The following is an 18818-nucleotide window of genomic DNA, read 5'->3' as shown; positions in this document are numbered from 1 at the left end:
TAATTTTCATAAAAATGAACAAAATTATTTTGATTTTTGTCCTAGTTATTGCTATTGGGACTACCTTCTCATGCAACTCAAATAAAAGTGAAAAAATCGCTTTAGAAAAATACCCAACTACTAATCCTATTTTGGTAGACACCACTTTTACGATAGACCATGTAGCAGAAATACAATCCCTGCAAAATGTTGAGATTAGAACAAAAATTAATGGCTACATCGAAAAAATATACGTTGATGAAGGTAAACCTGTAAAAGCAGGACAATTACTTTTCACCATAAGTAGTCAAACTTTACAAAAAGATGTTCTTAAAGCGAAAGCTATGGTAAAAAATGCTTTAGCTGAGGCAAAAACTGCAGAACTTGATTTGCAAAACATTAAAACACTAGCCAACAAAAACATTGTATCCAAAACAGAATTAGAAAAAGCGCAAGCCGCTTATACAGCCGCTTTAGCTCGTATAGATGAATACCGAGCGAATCAATCTAGTGCAGAAATTCAAGTTTCATTGACAAAAATAAAAGCTCCTTTTGACGGCGTCATCAATCGAATTCCTTTCAAAATTGGAAGTTTAATCAATGAGGGAACGCTTCTTACCACAATATCCAATAACAGCTCTGTCTATGCTTATTTTAATGTATCCGAAAAGGAATACTTGCAGTTTAAAGAGCAAAAAAAAGAGAATAACGCAGCAGATATTACTTTACTCTTAGCCAATAACAAAGCACATGCTTACAAAGGAAGCATTGAAACGATTGAAGGAGAATTTGACAAAACAACTGGAAATATAGCCTTTAGAGCTAAATTTCCAAACCCTGATTTACTATTAAAGCATGGGTCAAGTGGAAAAATTCAGCTGACCAATACTATAAAAAAAGCCTTGCTTATTCCTCAAAAAGCATCCTTTGAAATACAAGACAAAGTATACGTTTATGTCGTAGATGACAACAACATTGTACGCGCAAGAAATATTGAAATCAAACAACGCATTCAACACTTGTATGTAATCGAGTCAGGATTAAAAACATCGGACAGAATTATATATGAAGGCATTCAGAACTTAAAAGAAGGAGATAAAATATTCCCTGAAACCAAACGAATGCAAGAATTAATTTCAAAACTATAAAGTCTGTAGACTTTAAAAAAACAAAACAATGTACTCAAAATTTATACATAGACCTGTACTATCAATAGTTATCTCATTAATTATTGTTCTTTTAGGGGTATTGTCATTGACACAATTACCTATGACCCAATTCCCAGATATTGCTCCACCAGAAGTGACGGTTACCACTAAATATACTGGAGCAAATGCTGAAGCCTGTGTAAAAGCAGTAGTAACTACTTTGGAACGTGCTGTGAATGGTGTGCCTGGAATGGCTTATATGTCGTCTGTATCAGGAAACGACGGAACCAGTGTCATCAACATCATCTTTAAAGCGGGGACAGACCCAGAAATTGCCGCTGTCAACGTACAAAATAGGGTTTCTTCTGTTCTGGATGAATTACCCGAAGAAGTAATTAAGTCTGGAGTAATTGTTGAAAAGGTACAAAACAGTATGCTGTTGTATCTTAACATATTAAGTTCAGACACCAATCTTGATGAAAAATTCCTATTCAATTTTGCTGATATCAATATCATACCAGAACTAAAACGAATTGAAGGAGTGGGTTATGCCGATATAATGGGGCAACGAGAATATGCAATGCGTGTTTGGCTCAACCCAGTAAAAATGGCTGCTTATAATATTTCGACCGAAGAAGTCATTCAAAATCTTAAGCAGCAAAATATAGAAGCTGCCCCTGGGAAAGTGGGCGAAAGCTCTGGAAAAATAGAACAATCCCTACAATATGTAGTAAAATATACAGGAAAATACAATACCAAAGAACAATATGAAAATGTAATCATAAAACGTGATTTTCAAGGAGAACTGTTGCGTTTGAAAGACATAGCCGATGTAGAATTTGGCTCACTAGATTATGATGTTTTATCCAAAGAAAACGGAAAACCATCTGCTGCAATTGTTCTAAAACAACGTCCGGGAAGTAATGCAAGCGATGTAATTGAAAACATTAAAAATAAAATGGACGAGTTAAAGTCCTCTTTTCCCGCAGGAATATCATACACCTATAGTTATGATGTTTCCAATTTTTTGAATGCGTCTGTTGAGGGTGTCCTTTATACACTGATAGAAGCTTTTCTATTGGTTGCTTTAGTCGTTTTTATCTTCTTGGGAGACTTTAGGTCTACTTTGATTCCTGCTATTGCAGTTCCTGTATCACTAATCGGTACATTTTTCTTTATGCAACTCTTTGGATTTAGTATCAATCTAATCACGCTTTTTGCATTGGTTTTAGCCATTGGAATTGTGGTAGACAATGCCATTGTTGTTGTGGAAGCCGTACACGCCAAAATGGAAGAAGAACATCTCAATCCAAAAGAAGCTACAGAAAGTGCTATGAAAGAAATTGGTGGAGCCATTATAGCGATTACTTTAGTGATGTCTGCTGTGTTTATTCCGGTAGCCTTTTTACCGGGACCATCAGGAGTGTTTTTCAGACAGTTTTCTGTAACAATGGCCATAGCAATTGTTCTTTCAGGTGTTATTGCATTAACATTGACACCCGCTTTGTGTGCTCTTATGCTAAAGAACACTCATGGTCAAGAACGCAAAAACACCATTATCAATCGCTTTATAGATGCCTTTAACGCTCGCTATAATTCAGTAGCAATACGATACCGAAAAATACTTGAGTACGTTGTGAATAGACGTGTAGTAACGACCTTAGCGCTTGGTTTATTTTGCGTTGGAACTTTTGGAATTGGACAATTCTTACCAACCGGTTTTATTCCAAATGAAGACCAAGGAACCATTTATGCAAGTATCACAACTCCTTCAGGCGCCACATTAGAACGCTCTGAAAAAGTAGTAGATGCCATACAAGAAGCTGCTTTAAAAATAGAAGGTGTTGCCTCTGTTTCTACCTTAGCAGGCTACAATTTCCTTACCGATGGAACTGGTGCGTCATTCGGGATGAACTTAATTAGCTTAAAAAGCTGGAAAGAAAGAAAAGGAACGACAGACCAGGAAATAATCCAGAAGCTAAAAGAAGACACTAAAAACATCAAAGATGGTAAAATTGAATTTTTTACCCCTCCTCCTGTTCCTGGGTATGGAAACTCAAGTGGATTTGAATTGCGAATTCTAGATAAAACGGGCAAAAGTGATTTGAAAAAATTAGAAGAAGTAGCACGAAATTTTGCCTTAGAATTGAACAAAAATGAAGCAATAAAAAACACGTTCTCTTCTTTTGATGCAAGCTTTCCCCAATTCCTTGTAAACATTGACAATACCAAAGCTGCGCAAAAAGGGGTGGTAATAAGCGAAATTCTGAATACGCTACAAACCTATTTAGGAAGTGAATATGCCACCAATTTTATCAGATTTAATCAAATGTATAAAGTTATGGTGCAGTCCTCTCCTGAGTTCAGAACAAAGCCTGAGGATATTTTAAAGCTTTATACTAAGAACTCTCAAGGTGAAATGGTTGCGATGTCCTCCTTTTTATCCATTGAAAAAGTATATGGCCCGGAACAAATCACTCGCTACAATATGTACCCAGCAGCTATGTTAAACGGTGAACCAAAAGAGGGCTTCAGTAGTGGGCAAGCCATTGCTGCTGTCAAAGCTGTTGCAAGTGAAAAACTTCCAAAGGGATACGGTTTTGACTGGGGTGGTTCTTCACGAGAACAAGCGAATGCTGGTAATGAAGCTATTTATATCTTTCTTATTTGTTTACTATTTATTTATTTCTTGTTAGCGGCACAATACGAAAGCTTTCTTTTGCCACTGCCGGTGATTTTATCTTTGCCAACGGGAGTATTTGGAGCATTTTTCCTCTTGGTCGCATTGGGTCTAGAAAACAATATTTATGCTCAGGTCGCTATGGTAATGCTTATTGGATTACTAGGAAAGAATGCCGTATTAATTATTGAGTTCGCCATTCTCAAACAAAAAGAAGGACTAACTCCGTTTCAGGCCGCCATAGAAGGAGCCTTAGCTCGTTTGCGACCTATTCTAATGACTTCATTTGCACTTATTGCAGGCTTGCTCCCACTTATGCTTGCTTCGGGTGCTGGTGCCATAGGCAATAGAACTATTGGTACAGCTGCTGCTGGAGGAATGTTGTTTGGTACCGTTTTCGGAATCCTTATCATACCGGGGCTTTACTACATTTTTGCAAGTTTGACTTATAAAAATACAGCCGCAAAATAAATTTTATTCATTAAAGAATCAACTTCAACAATTATGTTACAATTCAAAAGAATCGTTTTTTTCCTCATTATAACCCTTGTTCTTTTTGGATGCAAGACAACAAATAATGTAGCGGAACAACAACTTACGCCTTTACCCGCTACTTATTTGGAATCAAAAGACACGCTTAACAGTGCGAGGGTAAAGTGGGAGCTATTTTATAAAGATGATAATCTAAAGAAACTGATTACCTCTGCCATCAACAATAATTATGATTTGCAGATTGCGATTCAAAAAATTGAAATTGCTCGTGCAGGAGTTCAATTCACTAAAGGAGCTCAGCTTCCTGTTTTAAGTGCAGGATTATCGGCCGCTCAACGCAAATTTGGATTATATACAATGGATGGCGCTGGAAACGCCAGTACCGATATTCAACCTGGAAGAGTCGTTCCAGAAAACCTACCTGACTACTTTGCGGGCTTCAATGCAAGCTGGGAAGTTGATGTTTGGGGGAAACTTCGCTCTAATAAAAAAGCAGCAGTTGCCCGCTTTAGTAGTTCTATAGAAGGTAGAAATGCAATTCAAACGGCATTAATTGCAGAGGTCGCTTCGACTTACTTTGATTTACTAGCCTTAGACAATGAACTCGATATTATTCGAGAAACGATTGCGCTTCAACAAGCTGCTCTTGATATCATTAGAGTAAAAAAACAAACGGGCATACTCAATGAATTGGCCGTAAAACAATTTGAAGGGCAAGTCAATAATTCCAAAGGATTTGAATTTAAAATACTGCAACAAATTACAGTAGTAGAAAATAAACTTAATTTTCTTTGTGGTCAATTTCCGCAAACTATAATTCGTGACAAAACTAAATTCAACACCTTAGACCCCAGTATTGTTAACTTAGGTATTCCCTCGCAATTACTCACAAATAGACCCGATATCAGACAAGCAGAACTTACGCTACTTGCGGCTAAATGTGATGTGAAAGCAGCAAAAGCAGCCTTTTATCCTAACTTTACAATTACTGGGATAGCTGGATTCCAAGCCTTTACTACTGGATTGCTTTTTCAATCTCCTCAATCAATAGCATACACTATTCTTGGAGGAATGACAGCACCCATCTTAAACAGAAGTGCTATTAAATCACAATTTAATACGACGAAAGCGAGTCAAACTGAAGCATTACTCAATTATCAAAAGACAATTTTAAACGGCTATATCGAAGTGTCCAATGAAGTGTCCAATGTAAAAAACTTGAAAGAGCTTTATGAATTAAAAAACAAAGAGGTTTCTTCCTATGCGCAATCAACTGAAATTGCAAACGATTTGTTCAAATCAGGTAGAGCAACGTACTTGGAAGTACTATTGGCACAAAGGATAGCTTTGGACTCCAAAATTGACCTCATCATTACCAAAAAACTACAACATCAAGCCATTATCAATTTATACAAAGCTTTAGGTGGTGGAATAAACTAGTAAAACTTATTCTGCTAGTCATATTACTTTACACAACAAGGGCTTAAAGCCCTTGTTGTTTTTATACTAAACTTAAATAAGAGTTCAGTTATAATATGATAAAACCAGAAAATCATCAGAACAAAATGATACGTACTTTCTGAAGTTTTATATAAATCAATTTTTTTTACACTTGACAAGTATTGCTAAATCTAGTGTTGCAACTGATACAATCCTAAAAAATTAAAACTGGAAATAAATAAAAGGTACTAATTCGCTTGATGCCATTGCAGCAACCAACCAGAAGGTAAGCGCAAGAATTAGGGCTTTGAAAAGCATCGGTAGCCTGTCGAAAATTGTTTTTAGTCCTTGAGTGATTTTGGCTGGGATAAAGTGAAGCGCGTACCCAATGGCAATCATTATAAATACATTTTCGTAACCTGAAATAACTATCGCCCATTGTTCCCAATTGAATTGTAATTCCCCAATTGAAGTAATCATATCTAAGGCCACAGAGAAATCTTTGGCTCTAAAAAATATCCAACAGAAAACTACAAAATGAAACGTAACTAATACCGAAATAGCTGTTGTGATGGCTTTCCAAAACGTGAATTTAGAATCTTTGGAAGAAGGAAAATAATCCGAAAACAATTTATTAACCGCCAAAGCAATGCCGTGTAAAGCACCCCAAATAATAAATTTCAAACTTGCGCCGTGCCAAAAACCACCTAGCAACATCGTAGTCATTAAGTTCACATTGGTAAACATAGTTCTTTTCTTGTCTTTGGCCAATAAGAATGTCAAACAGAAAACAAAAAGAGAAGCAATAGCAATCACCAACGGAATTGGACTCACTGGATAATACCAAGTTGCCCAAGCAATCAAACCAGCAAAGAACAACGAGGGAAATAAAAACCCTCCAAAACTCCCACGACGGTTTCCTCCTACGGAAATGTATAAGTAATCACGCAACCAAGTCGACAAGGAAATATGCCATCTTCTCCAAAACTCGGTGATAGAAGCCGATTGATAAGGGGTTCTAAAATTGACTGACAATTTGAAACCCATCAATAAAGCAATCCCGATAGCCATATCGGAATAACCTGAAAAGTCACAATAAATCTGAATCGTGTAGCCATACGATGCCATTAGGTTTTCGAAGGCGGTATAACTTTTGGGCGCATCGAATACACGGTCCACAAAGTTCAAAGAGATATAGTCTGAAATGACGGTTTTCTTGATTAAACCGCCCATAATAAGAAATACGGCTGAGTCAAAATCGGCGCGAGACAATTGAATCTTGCTATAAATTTGCGGAATAAACTCCGAAGCACGAACGATAGGCCCCGCTACCAACTGTGGAAAGAAGGACACGAAAAACATATAATCCAACATATTTTTTGTTGGTTCTAATTCTCGTCTATAAATATCGATGATATAACTCATCGATTGAAAGGTATAGAACGAAATTCCAACTGGCAAAATCACATCGATAAAATGGATTTGACCTTCGAATAGCTGATTATAATTGTCGATTAAGAAATTAGAATATTTGAAATAGCCTAAAAAAGACAAATTGAAAATGATACTAAGAATCAAAAAGAATTTACGATAGCCTTCTTTAGTTTCTTCATAAAGAAATTTAGCCAACGTATAATCGACCAAACCAGAAAACAACAAGAGGCAAAAATAGATTCCGCTGGATTTATAATAAAAGAACAACGAGAAAGCAAAAACATAAATGTGTCGGTACACCCTTGTTTTGGCTTTGGTCGTAAGAATATAAATTGGATAGAACAATAAAAACAATCCTAAGAAAAAAGCGGTATTAAAAAGAATAGGCTCTTTGGGATTGAACGTAATCCATTCATTCACTTGAGCTGCATCAATAGTACCAAAAGTGGTTTTTAACCAATTTGTTATATCTGTAATAGTAATCACAATCTAGTTTATTTATTAAATTCTTTAAAAGCATTCAGCAACACATTCGACAGCATATTTCCTTGTAGCTGATACCCGTTAGTCGTATAGTGTACCCGGTCTGGATTCATTAATCCTTTGCCATAAATTTTACTAACGCCGTGCATTCCGCCTAACGTCTGGAACAAATCCCAAACTGCGTATTGTCCTAAGGTTGCATAACTCACCAAACTCTTAGCATATTCATCTACATAAGTGTTAAGACGATGATGAGGCAAAAATGATGGCGGTGGCGTAATAATCAAAACATCTGCTTCTGGATTTTGTGCTCTAACTTTCAATAAAAATTCCTGTACTTGTCTTAGATAATCCAATGGTGTGATTTTACCATAGGATTCATTGGTTCCCAAAGACACAATAATCAAATCGGGTTGCAGGGCTTTTAACTGATCAAAAAACAGCGGATATTTATTGTAATCAGAGTATTTAGCGCCATTTACACCAATATTATGATAGATAATTCCGGGGTTGTTACTTTCTAAAACCACTCCATTCAAGGCATACAAGGGAGCTTCTTCATTTGGCAAAAGAACAAAACGATCTAATGGTTTTTCGGACTCAAAAAAATGATAATTCATATCTTCTTCAAAAGATTCAGAATGATACTTTGTCTTTACTACCGATTTCTCACTGGTTTGGTTGGTAGGAATTTTTAATGTCTTACCCGCCGTAATTTTAGTACTTGTGAGTTTGTTTTCTTTTTTAAGTTTTGCCGTACTTACGTTGTAATGATCCGCAATGGTAGAAAGCGTTTCGCCTTTTTTAATGGTATGAACGACCTTCTTGGGTACTGTCTTGATTGTAACCGTTTTTTCAACCTCACCCGCTCTTTCAAAAAGGGATTCGTTGTTTGGGGTGATTATTTTTAAAGTATTAAAAAAATAGTCTTTGTTTTTTACCTGTAACGTAAGACGCAAACTTTTTGATTTACTAGTCAACGAAATACCGCTTATACCGACTGGGCTTCCGTTCAAAGGCAAGATATTGCGGTGATTCGTCCATTTTACATTTGATGAAAAACGGACATCTGGAGAGCCATTCGTATGCGCAAGTGTATAAGGAAACACCAAACCACGACCAGCATTCCCAAAATTCTTTTGCAAATTGTTTCTACAAACTGCCGTCATTACATCCCCTTGAATATGAGAATCCCCAATGTGGACAATATTCAATTTTCCCTTTTGGGTACTTTGCAACACTTTTAATTTGGTAAAAAATGTCGTAAGTCGCTCCGTGTTCTGAATTCCTCTTGGATAGAATTCAGGATCCACCATTTCGTTAACAGATGATATTGACATAAGCACAGGTAAAAGCGTGTTTTGAGAAAACATTTTAAAGACTACAAAGCAAAAGAAAAAAAGGAATTTAGTTCTCATCGGTTTCTTCTGTTTTAGGAACAACGGGTTGCGCTATGACGCTATCCTTAGGAGCTACCGGTTTTACGGTTTTTATTGTTCTACGCAATCTTTTGTATTCCTGATAGCCATTCATAATTTGGTCATAAATCATCCCTGCTACCTTTTTAGACCCTCTCATATTGAAATGCGTATAATCTTTATTGGCCATAGCGGGTTCTTGCTCAACCCATTTTACCATTGAGCCATCTCCGCCCATTAGCGTGTACAAATTCACAAATCCGGATTGGGTTTTGAGGGCATAGTTGCGCTGAGCATTAGTCAAAGGCACTACAGCCGAATCGGTTTTCATTTCGGTTTTGTATTTCGAAGCTTTATCAGCAGTTGAAACAATCAAAATCGAAGCTCCCGGAAAACCTTCTCGTAAACGATTTACGGTTTTAGTCATACTTCTGGCGTACCAATTGTAATCTTTTGTACCATAATTCAAGACGTTTGTACCGTAATGCAAAACGATTAAATTATAGTTTAATTTCTTTTGAAAAGCTTGCATCAAAGCGGGATCAAACTTTGAAATAGGAATTCCAGAATTTCCACGTTGTGAAAAATTATCAACGTGAACCCCTTTTCCGTCATCAAAATTAAACCCATATACTGGAACCGATTGCGCGTTTTTGAAATTCACCTTTAGCGCTTTCATATTGCCATTTTTCAACACAATCGTATTAAGCAAATTATTAGCTGTCAAACTTTTATTGATGGTGTCTTTTTCGAGTTGGTAACTTATGTAACCCGAAGTATTGGAGGAACTTCCGTAAAACAAAGTAGGATTATCTAAAGAGGCTGTATTTCTAGCTCTACCAGCGCCAAATTTCACCCAAATATCTTTATTGGTATCATTGGCAAAAAATACGTGACCATTTACTCCAAAAGGACGAATTGGATTTTTCACATTCAGATACGATTGCATTTTCCAATTTTCAGAAAACTGGTGCAACACAGAACCTCTAGAAGCTGCAGACTCTGAAGTAATTGAAACAAAACCAACCCCTTTTCCACCAAAATTATTTTGAAATGCCGAACGAACATCTTGCACAATCATATCGCCATCGGTCATAGAATCACCAAAATAAGCGATACGAACTTTACCATTTTGATTGGTTTCTAATCGATACAATCGTTCGTAAAAAGGAATCAAATACTGATATCCCTTGTAACTATCCATTGATTCTTCAGGAAAAGTTACGCCAAAGGACTCCTCAAAAACAATTTTTTGATCGGACATCGTATCATTGGGCGTAATCGCTACACTGTCGGGCTCCGACTCAAAAGCATCAATCAACATACTGTCAATCAATACATTTTTAGAAGGACCTTTGGCCGCTGCAAATATTTTTTTTGGCAACACTTCTTTTAATCCTAAGAAAAAGCAAGCAGCCATTAGGATAATCAGAAAAGAGCGAAGAAAATACGATTTTGGTGTATTCACAAGAATGTCTTTTGGTTTTTACGATTAAAATTACATACGTTCTGGAACATTGATTCCCAACAAACTAAAAGCTGCCGCAATCGTATCGGCTACTTTTTTAGACAATTGTACTCTGAAGACTTTCTTTTGCAAATCTTCTTCTCCTAAAATAGAAACCGCTTGGTAGAACGAGTTGTACTCTCTAACCAACTCATACGTATAATTAGCAATCAATGCTGGACTATGATATTGAGCTCCATTCTGAATCACTTCTGGGAACAATTCTAATTGTTTGATGAGTTCTTTTTCTTTTTCATTCAATTCGTTTAGAGCACTTGGCGCTGAAAAATCAAAAGCCGCTTTACGAATAATCGACTGGATTCTGGCATAAGTATATTGAATGAACGGACCTGTATTTCCAGCAAAATCTACAGATTCTTCTGGGTTAAACAAAATGCGCTTTTTAGGGTCAACTTTTAGAATGTAATATTTCAAAGCTCCTAATCCAATGGTGCTATATAAAGCAGCCTTTTCTTCGGCTGAATATTCGTCTAATTTCCCTAAATCTTCTGCAATTTTTTGAGCGGTATCGGTCATTTCTTGCATCAAGTCATCGGCATCTACAACAGTTCCTTCACGACTTTTCATTTTTCCAGAAGGCAAATCTACCATTCCGTACGAAAGGTGATACAAGCTAGAAGCCCAGTCAAAACCTAGTTTTTTCAATATCAAAAACAATACTTTGAAGTGGTAATCTTGTTCGTTTCCTACTGTGTACACCATTCCTCCTACATCAGACATGTCTTTTACACGCTGAATGGCTGTTCCAATGTCTTGCGTCATATAAACCGCTGTCCCGTCTGAACGCAAAACAATCTTACGGTCCAAACCTTCATCAGTCAAGTCAATCCAAACCGAACCATCAGGGTCTCTCTCGAAAATACCTTTATCTAATCCTACTTGCACTACGTCTTTTCCTAGCAAATAGGTATTGCTTTCGTAGTAATAACTATCAAAATCAACTCCTAAGTTTTTGTAAGTAGTCGCAAAACCATCATACACCCATTGATTCATTGTGCTCCACAAGGCTTTTACGGCAGCATCACCCGCTTCCCATTTCAATAGCATTTCTTGGGCTTCCAAAAGAATAGGCGCTTGTTTTTTTGCTTCTTCTTCGGTTTTACCTTCAGCCATTAATTGATTGATTTCTTCTTTGTACGCTTTATCAAAAGCCACGTAATAATTCCCCACCAATTTATCTCCTTTCAAGCCTGTGCTTTCTGGAGTGGCGCCGTTTCCAAATTTTTGCCAAGCCAACATCGACTTACAAATATGGATTCCTCTATCGTTGATGATTTGTGTTTTGTATACTTTTTTTCCAGAGGCTTTGATAATTTCAGCAACAGAATACCCCAACAGATTGTTTCTAACGTGCCCTAAATGCAAAGGTTTGTTGGTGTTGGGCGAAGAATATTCTACCATTACCGCTTTCGCATCTGGACTTGGCGTTACAAAACCATAACGGGTGTCGTCTTTGATTCCGTTGAAGAAATTCAAATAGTAGGCATCGGCAATGACAATATTCAAAAAACCAGATACTACGTTAAAACGAGCCACTTCGGCTACGTTTTCTACCAAATAAGTTCCTATTTTGTTTCCTAACTCTACCGGATTACTTTTGATTACTTTCAATAAGGGAAAAATGACTAAGGTAATATCTCCTTCGAATTCTTTTCGAGTCGCTTGAAATTCAACTTTATCAAGAGTTACGTCAAACAAGGTTTGAACGGCTTTGTGAATCGACGGAGTAAGAATCTGTTGTAATGACATGTATACTGTATTTTAAAAGTGCGCAAAGATACTGCTTATTTAGCAATTAGAAAACCGCTTGCTCAACGAATTTGTTTGATTTTTCTTAAGGTAGTTCAAAAAAATGAGCGTGTTTTCTATTTTTTTTGAAAGGGTTCCAAAAAAAGAGTTCACCCCATCCTTTTCTATCGATAAGCTCCTGACTAAAAATCGATTAAAACCAAACATTGTTTAACCAAAATGAGCCTCAAAAGCCTAGAAAAAAGGAATAATCGTGTTTCAAAATAAACATTTCTTAATTTTTCTTGTAACATATCGCAAGCTTTTCAGTCTAAATAAAACATCAATCAAAATCAATCAATCATGCAAATCAAACTAATCACCTTTCTACTACTATGCGTCGTTGGAATAGGAACGGCACAAAATTCTGGGAAAATCACCGGAAAAATCACTGAAAAAACTTCAAACGCTCCGATATCTTATGCTATCGTTTCAATCAAAGACAACGGAAAAGTTATCTCGGGCGCAAACACCGATGACAATGGTGAATTCACCATTAAAAATTTGGCTTTAAAAAGCTACACTATCGAAATTCAATACATCGGATTTAGAAAATACATCGGTTCAGCCATTTTAAGTGAAAACAAAAAAGAAGCTACTTTTAAAGTTAGCTTAGAAGAAGAAGCGACGCAATTGAAAGGCGTAAACATCGTAAGCGAACGCTCTACTATTGAACAAAAAATCGACCGAAAAGTAATCACTGTCGGAAAAGATTTGACCACGGCAGGTGCATCGGCTTCTGACATTATGAACAATATTCCCTCAGTAAATGTGGACCAAGACGGAAAATTATCGTTGCGTGGCAATGAAAATGTGCGTGTCTTAATTGACGGCAGACCGACCAACATTGACCCAGCGCAATTGTTAAAACAAATCCCATCGACTTCTATCAAAAAAATAGAATTGATTACCAATCCTAGTGCCAAATACAATCCTGAAGGAATGTCGGGCATCATCAATATTATCTTGCACAAAAATGCCAATACTGGTTTTAACGGAAGTTTTAGTTGTGGAATTACCTTTGGTGAAACTGCCAAATACAACCAATCTTTGGATATGAATTACAAAGTAGGCAAAGTGAATTTCTTTGGTAACGGAGGACGCAACTTTGGTACTTATTTCAACGATGGGAAAATCTCAAGATTGGACCAAGACCTAGTGCAACGATTAGATGTATCGAATGAAAATGATTCATTTTTATACAAAGTGGGAATGGATTATTTAATCAACGACCACAATACCTTGTCTTTTTACACCACCCAAAACAAAGCGGATGGAACAGGTAATGTAAACACCAATATTGACTACAACAACGGAGGAACGATTGACAGAATTCTGCAAAAATCTACTTACGAAGGACCTAATCAAACAGGAACTTACAACTTGGCGTACAAACATATTTTCAAAAAAGAAGGCCACACGCTAGATGTAGAAGCCAACTTTAACGATTACAAAGAAACCCAAAGAGCTAGTTTTGATACCGAAACGACTACGACTAACAATTCCAACAGCACTGTTTTTTTCAAAGACAATATCAAAGACGCTCAAAAACTAAGCACGTTCAACATTGATTACGTTAATCCAATCGACGAAAAATCAACACTTGAAGCTGGTGCCGAAGCCAGAATCACAAGAACAGAGAACAATTATAGCACCGGAAATCCATTAGTTGCTCCAGCCGACCAACAATCGAATTACACGTACGATATTGATATTTATTCTGCCTATGCCACTTTTGGTCAAAAATTCAAAAAGATTAGTTACCAAATAGGGGCTCGTTTTGAAAGTTACAAAGTAGCTGCTAACCTAAACAGAGGAAAAACCACCTTTGATGACGATTACATTACTGTTTATCCTTCTGCTTATTTGACTTATAATTTGAATGAGAAAAACACCTTGCAATTGAGCTATAGCCGTCGTGTAGACCGTCCAAGCTTAGAACAAACCAAACCTATCCGTGAATTTGCAACTCCTTTGGTTACTTCTTTAGGTAATCAAAAATTACGTCCACAATTTACCAACTCAATTGAAGTAAACTATACCAAAGTATTAGAAAAAGGTAGCATTACCGCAGGCGTATTCCTTAGAAGCATCAACGACCAAATCAGCCGTATCTTGTCACCTGATGAAAATGACCTTAGTGGCCAAAGCCAAATTTTGTCCTACACCAACTTCGACAACAATACAGCTTTCGGATTTGAAGTGTCTGCCAATTATAAAATCACCAAATGGTGGGACATACAACCAGCTATTGATTTCTCAAGCATCAAACAACAAGGAGTAGTTTTTAGAATTAACGAAACTACCAACAAGAGCGAACCTTTTAATAGAAATGTGACTGTTTCAGCTTTCAACGGTCGATTGAATTCTAACTTCAAAGCCAACAAGCGCTTGAGCTTTTTACTTTTCGGATTCTACAGAGGAAGTGTGGATGGATTGCAAAACAACAGCAAAGAAATGTACAAAATTGACAGCGGTGTTCGCTATACTTTGCTAAACAACAAAATGAACATTAGTGTGCGTTTCAACGATATGTTCAACACTATGCGTTATGCTTTCGATGCTGAATATCCTTATCCACAAACTGGAGAATTTACTTGGGAAAGCCGAACAGTATACTTGGGTGTAACCTACGGTTTTGGTGGCGGAAAAAACAAAAGTTTACAACGCAAACAAAGAGATGACAATACGAATAAAGGAGGCGGAGGTATGTTTTAATCCCAATTCAATCTTTATTTTTTATACCGATTATGTCTTCAATATAGTCCAATAAAAATTGAACTATTTTCATACTATATCGGCATTATACCAGATTTTTTTTGAGTTTATATCTTATCGTTAGGTATAACTTGTAGAAAAAGAACCCCTAGAGACTGCCAACTCTAGGGGTTCTTTGTTTTGAAATGCACGGTGTAAAACAATAGTTACAATCGCATTTACTATTTAGTTCTCTTGATTTTGATTGGATTTTGTCTAGTATCAAAAACATCAACTACTTCAATCGTATTCAGTTGACTATTGACGAAATAAATGATTTTATAATTTTTAAAAACTATATATCGAAACTCCTTATCACTATTTTTCAACAATTCTTCCTCTTGTCCAATTGTCGGTTGAAGCTTTAACCTCAACGTTTCATTTACAATTCCTGTGACAAGTTTTCTAGCAATAGCAACACTGGCTTTGTCTTTGTAGTATTCAAAAATATTTTTCAACTCATTCTTAGAAAAATCGGTCCACTTGACTTTTAACTCCATTTTTCAATTTCTGTTAAAAGGTCATTCGCATCCGTTACTTTACCATTTTTAACATCTTCCAGAGACTTATTAATTCTTTTATGAAATTCATCCACTGTCATTGGATTCAGTTCTTCCTCATTCGCAACTGTGTTCCTAAGTAACTTTTCAAATTGAGCAATCGTTTTTTCACTCTCTAATTTTAGAAAGTCTTGGATGAAATTTAATTTTCGTGTTTGTAAATCCATTTTCCAATCTTTTTTCAAAATTACAAATTAAAATAACTCCTAAATTGCTTTATGACTATTTTAAAAATAAAGATTATACAACCTAATGAATTAAAAGACATTTTTAAGATAACTTTTTGCTCTATAAACGAACAATAAAAGGCTACCTCAAGTAAGGAAAATACAACCACTATTCTTCACGCAACAACTCCACCAACTTAGTCAATGTTTTTTGAAAAGCTAAAAGCTCCTCTTGACTGACAGAAGCATTCGCAAAAGATTCCATAATCTTTTGCGGAATGCAAACGGCTTGTTCTTTGAGTGCTTGCCCGCTTGCTGTTAAAGTAACCAAAACGGCTCGTTCATCTTTCGAAGAACGTGACCTAGTGAGCAATTCCTTTTGTTCGAGGCGTTTTAAAAGAGGCGTCAACGTATTGGATTCTAAAGCCAAACGAGTGCCTATTTCTGTTACGGTTTGTGCATTCTTTTCCCATAAAACCAGTAACACTAAATACTGTGGATACGTAATCCCTAAGTCTTCCAAAAAAGGAGTATACAGCTTTGTGGTCAAACGAGAAGCCGCATACAACGGAAAACAAAGTTGGTTCTCGAGATATAACGTGCTAAAATCTTTTTCCATTGTTAGAGGATTTCTTGAAGGTATTTTTCGATGGCTTCAGGGGTTGTAATCGGTGCAAAACGTTGTACAGGACGCCCGTTTTTATCGATGACAAATTTAGTGAAATTCCATTTTATGGTGCTTCCAAAAATACCTCCTAAACTTGCTTTCAAATACACAAACAAAGGATGCGCTTGGCTTCCATTCACCTCAACTTTCGAAAACATTGGAAAACTAACACCATAATTGACTTGACAAAAGGTTTCAATTTCTGTCGCGCTTCCTTTTTCTTGTTTCCCGAATTGGTTGCAAGGAAATCCCAAAATTACCAACCCTTGGCTCTCATATTTTTGATACAACTTTTCAAGACCTTCGTATTGAGGCGTTAATCCACATTGACTAGCGGTGTTTACAACGAGTACTGTTTTTCCTTTATAAGCACTCATTGGAATGCGTTTACCTTGAATGGATTCGGCTTCAAAATCATAAAAAGACTGTTGCGAAATAGCCTTTCTCTTTTTCAATAAATAAGTCAAAGCTCCAGTGGACCAAAGTGCCCAAAGCACTAAAACAGGTTGAAAAAACAAACGAATCAAACGCTTATTATCGGTATTCAAACCAAAAGAATCAATGCCGTAATAGTATTGTGAAAGATTCCCAGGAAAAATCAAAATAAAGAATATCCCAAGCGCTATTCCAACGTATATTTTTTGGCTCACCCAAAAAATAAGTGCTAAGCCCAATGCCATTTCGACTATCCCAGAAGACAACACCACAAAATCCATAAAACCAGGGTCTGTTGTAAGCCATTTGGGAACTTGTGCTAAAAATGCCGTTCTATTAAATGTTAAGTGACTTACACCTGCGTAAGTCATAAATGCGCCCAAAAGAATGCGCATACTGTTTTGAAAGAATGTTGTTTTCATTTTTTTATCTTTTACGATTAAATCGTGTGCGATTCAAATGTAAGCATTTTGTAAATAAAAAAAACACGAATTAAACGAATTAACACCAATTTATATATGACTATCAACAAACAAGCCCAATATATTGATAAAAAATTCGAGAAATTCGTGCTTCTATTCAGCCTTTATTTCTTTGTAAGCGAGGTAATAAAGGAAAACAAACTATTTCTTCAAATACACTTCTCCTTCCGAGAAACCATTTTTCTTGACAAATGCTCTAAATTGCTTTTTTGTAGGTTGCACTATAAATGGCGTTGTTGTATCTCTTTTGGTTTCTGTAATTTGCTCTAGCAAGGCGATATCCTCTTTGCTGGCAATTGCATTAATACCCAATTGTCCTTTTTTAAGAAAAAGTTTTTTTACCAACCATACATCATTGCTGCTTTTGGAGTTAAGGAAATAATAGCCTTTCATTTTGCGTAAGACATTTTCCTTATTGATAGTAAAAACAGTATCCACAAACACATAATTTGTAAAAAGAGAATCGTTGATTTTTTTGATAACGTATTTTTCTGAAGTCTGTAAATTGGTTAATGTATCTTCAGTAATACGCTCATATTTCGATAAATCTTTTCGGCTAAAGGTATCTTTCATAACCATCGATCTGACGATTTGAAACGGACTAATTTTCAAGCCTTTTTCTTGTTCTACGTTATAATATTCCCCTAATAAGTGTTTGGGAAACGACGATAAATCAGAGGTTTTTTCAGGTTGCGCTTCAGCAAAGGCTACTTCAGATTTTTTGCAAGAAATAATTCCTAGCACACAAAATAACAGCACTACTTTTTTCATCTTTTTTTGGTTTTAAGAGTTAATAAAATACGCTTTGACTACAAAACAACTTTATAAAATAGAGAAGAATGCAATGGAATCCAAAACCTTCTTTCCAATAATAAAATACTGTAGCAAAGAACACTATCTACACTTTAACCAAAAAGCAAGCCAAAATTTTCTCTTAGCCTTCGACAACTTGTTATTGAAAACACTTTGAAAATGGAACACGGATGACGCGGATTTAAACAGATAAAAACAGATTCTATATAAAACCAGCGAAAATCCCTACAATCAGTGTTGTCCGCGTTCTAATAATGATTAAAATTTATACTTTCCTTTCGACAACTTGTTATTGAAAACACTTTGAAAATGGCACGCAGATGACGCAGATTTAAACAGATTCAATATAAAACAAACTAGCGAAAATCCGTACCATCCGTGTCATCCGCGTTCTAATAATGATTAAAATTTATACTTTGGCTTCGACAACTTGTTATTGAAAATACTTTGAAAATGGCACACAGATGACGCAGATTTAAACAGATTCAATATAAAACAAACCAGCGAAAATCCGTACCATCCGTGTCATCCGCGTTCTAATAATGAT

At 36.2% G+C, this 18818-nt stretch carries 13 protein-coding genes; 4 read left to right on the top strand and 9 right to left on the bottom strand.

The annotated features are described in order from the left end of the window. Window positions 1-14: 14 nt before the first annotated feature. From ACSVH9_RS00240 to ACSVH9_RS00230, 3 genes are read left to right on the top strand one after another with little or no spacing between them, the layout of a single operon-like run. A complete protein-coding gene (locus ACSVH9_RS00240) occupies window positions 15-1127 on the top strand; it encodes an efflux RND transporter periplasmic adaptor subunit (protein WP_438061967.1) in 1113 nt (370 codons plus the stop codon). 28 nt (window positions 1128-1155) lie between these two features. After that, complete coding sequence (locus tag ACSVH9_RS00235; protein WP_438061966.1) at window positions 1156-4278, top strand: efflux RND transporter permease subunit; 3123 nt, start codon at window positions 1156-1158, stop codon at window positions 4276-4278. A 33-nt stretch (window positions 4279-4311) separates the two neighbouring features. Beyond that, window positions 4312-5739 carry a TolC family protein gene (locus ACSVH9_RS00230; protein ID WP_438061965.1) on the top strand — a complete coding sequence of 476 codons (1428 nt, stop codon included), beginning with the start codon at window positions 4312-4314 and terminating at the stop codon, window positions 5737-5739. 222 nt (window positions 5740-5961) lie between these two features. On the opposite strand, the gene ACSVH9_RS00225 is transcribed toward ACSVH9_RS00230, so the two are convergent. The 4 genes from ACSVH9_RS00225 to argS all read right to left on the bottom strand — a co-directional run bounded on the left by ACSVH9_RS00225 (window position 5962) and on the right by argS (window position 12351). After that, window positions 5962-7659 carry an MBOAT family O-acyltransferase gene (locus ACSVH9_RS00225; RefSeq protein WP_438061964.1) on the bottom strand — a complete coding sequence of 566 codons (1698 nt, stop codon included), beginning with the start codon at window positions 7657-7659 and terminating at the stop codon, window positions 5962-5964. Window positions 7660-7667: 8 nt separating this feature from the next. After that, window positions 7668-8996, bottom strand: coding sequence for a GDSL-type esterase/lipase family protein (locus tag ACSVH9_RS00220; RefSeq protein WP_438061963.1), 1329 nt, complete (start codon window positions 8994-8996; stop codon window positions 7668-7670). 67 nt (window positions 8997-9063) lie between these two features. After that, window positions 9064-10542, bottom strand: coding sequence for an SGNH/GDSL hydrolase family protein (locus ACSVH9_RS00215; protein ID WP_438061962.1), 1479 nt, complete (start codon window positions 10540-10542; stop codon window positions 9064-9066). A 30-nt stretch (window positions 10543-10572) separates the two neighbouring features. Then, window positions 10573-12351 (bottom strand): arginine--tRNA ligase, encoded by a 1779-nt coding sequence (gene argS / locus ACSVH9_RS00210; RefSeq protein ID WP_438061961.1) that lies wholly within the window; start codon window positions 12349-12351, stop codon window positions 10573-10575. Window positions 12352-12693: 342 nt separating this feature from the next. Here argS and ACSVH9_RS00205 point away from each other — a divergent pair, with 342 nt between their 5' ends. Next, window positions 12694-15108 (top strand): TonB-dependent receptor domain-containing protein, encoded by a 2415-nt coding sequence (locus tag ACSVH9_RS00205; protein ID WP_438061960.1) that lies wholly within the window; start codon window positions 12694-12696, stop codon window positions 15106-15108. A 221-nt stretch (window positions 15109-15329) separates the two neighbouring features. On the opposite strand, the gene ACSVH9_RS00200 is transcribed toward ACSVH9_RS00205, so the two are convergent. The 5 genes from ACSVH9_RS00200 to ACSVH9_RS00180 form a co-directional block, all read right to left on the bottom strand. Then, complete coding sequence (locus ACSVH9_RS00200; protein ID WP_159686848.1) at window positions 15330-15647, bottom strand: type II toxin-antitoxin system RelE/ParE family toxin; 318 nt, start codon at window positions 15645-15647, stop codon at window positions 15330-15332. Then, entirely contained in the window at window positions 15638-15874 is a 237-nt protein-coding gene (locus tag ACSVH9_RS00195; RefSeq protein WP_438061959.1) for a hypothetical protein, read from the bottom strand. Before ACSVH9_RS00195 ends, ACSVH9_RS00200 begins: the two co-directional genes overlap by 10 nt. 169 nt (window positions 15875-16043) lie before the next feature. After that, window positions 16044-16493, bottom strand: coding sequence for a MarR family winged helix-turn-helix transcriptional regulator (locus tag ACSVH9_RS00190; protein ID WP_298297473.1), 450 nt, complete (start codon window positions 16491-16493; stop codon window positions 16044-16046). A 2-nt stretch (window positions 16494-16495) separates the two neighbouring features. Further along, on the bottom strand, window positions 16496-16978 hold the full coding sequence (locus ACSVH9_RS00185) for a glutathione peroxidase (protein ID WP_024981277.1): 483 nt from the start codon (window positions 16976-16978) through the stop codon (window positions 16496-16498). 621 nt (window positions 16979-17599) lie between these two features. Further along, the gene (locus tag ACSVH9_RS00180) at window positions 17600-18229 is read right to left on the bottom strand and encodes a hypothetical protein (protein ID WP_438061958.1); all 630 of its coding nucleotides are present in this window, start codon (window positions 18227-18229) and stop codon (window positions 17600-17602) included. Window positions 18230-18818: the final 589 nt, after the last annotated feature.

Origin of the sequence: Flavobacterium sp. RSSB_23 (assembly GCF_051547145.1) — a bacterium.
Classification (GTDB): domain Bacteria; phylum Bacteroidota; class Bacteroidia; order Flavobacteriales; family Flavobacteriaceae; genus Flavobacterium.
Note: the sequence above shows the minus strand (reverse complement) of the source record. Positions and strands in the feature narration are given on the sequence as shown.

Excerpts from the sequence above, each read along its gene's own strand:
- ACSVH9_RS00235 (WP_438061966.1), top strand. The coding sequence starts at position 1,156 with ATGTACTCAAAATTTATACATAGACCTGTACTATCAATAGTTATCTCA.
- ACSVH9_RS00195 (WP_438061959.1), bottom strand. The coding sequence starts at position 15,874 with ATGGATTTACAAACACGAAAATTAAATTTCATCCAAGACTTTCTAAAA.
- ACSVH9_RS00200 (WP_159686848.1), bottom strand. The coding sequence starts at position 15,647 with ATGGAGTTAAAAGTCAAGTGGACCGATTTTTCTAAGAATGAGTTGAAA.
- ACSVH9_RS00230 (WP_438061965.1), top strand. The coding sequence starts at position 4,312 with ATGTTACAATTCAAAAGAATCGTTTTTTTCCTCATTATAACCCTTGTT.
- ACSVH9_RS00205 (WP_438061960.1), top strand. The coding sequence starts at position 12,694 with ATGCAAATCAAACTAATCACCTTTCTACTACTATGCGTCGTTGGAATA.
- ACSVH9_RS00240 (WP_438061967.1), top strand. The coding sequence starts at position 15 with ATGAACAAAATTATTTTGATTTTTGTCCTAGTTATTGCTATTGGGACT.
- ACSVH9_RS00220 (WP_438061963.1), bottom strand. The coding sequence starts at position 8,996 with ATGTCAATATCATCTGTTAACGAAATGGTGGATCCTGAATTCTATCCA.
- ACSVH9_RS00180 (WP_438061958.1), bottom strand. The coding sequence starts at position 18,229 with ATGAAAAAAGTAGTGCTGTTATTTTGTGTGCTAGGAATTATTTCTTGC.
- ACSVH9_RS00190 (WP_298297473.1), bottom strand. The coding sequence starts at position 16,493 with ATGGAAAAAGATTTTAGCACGTTATATCTCGAGAACCAACTTTGTTTT.
- argS (WP_438061961.1), bottom strand. The coding sequence starts at position 12,351 with ATGTCATTACAACAGATTCTTACTCCGTCGATTCACAAAGCCGTTCAA.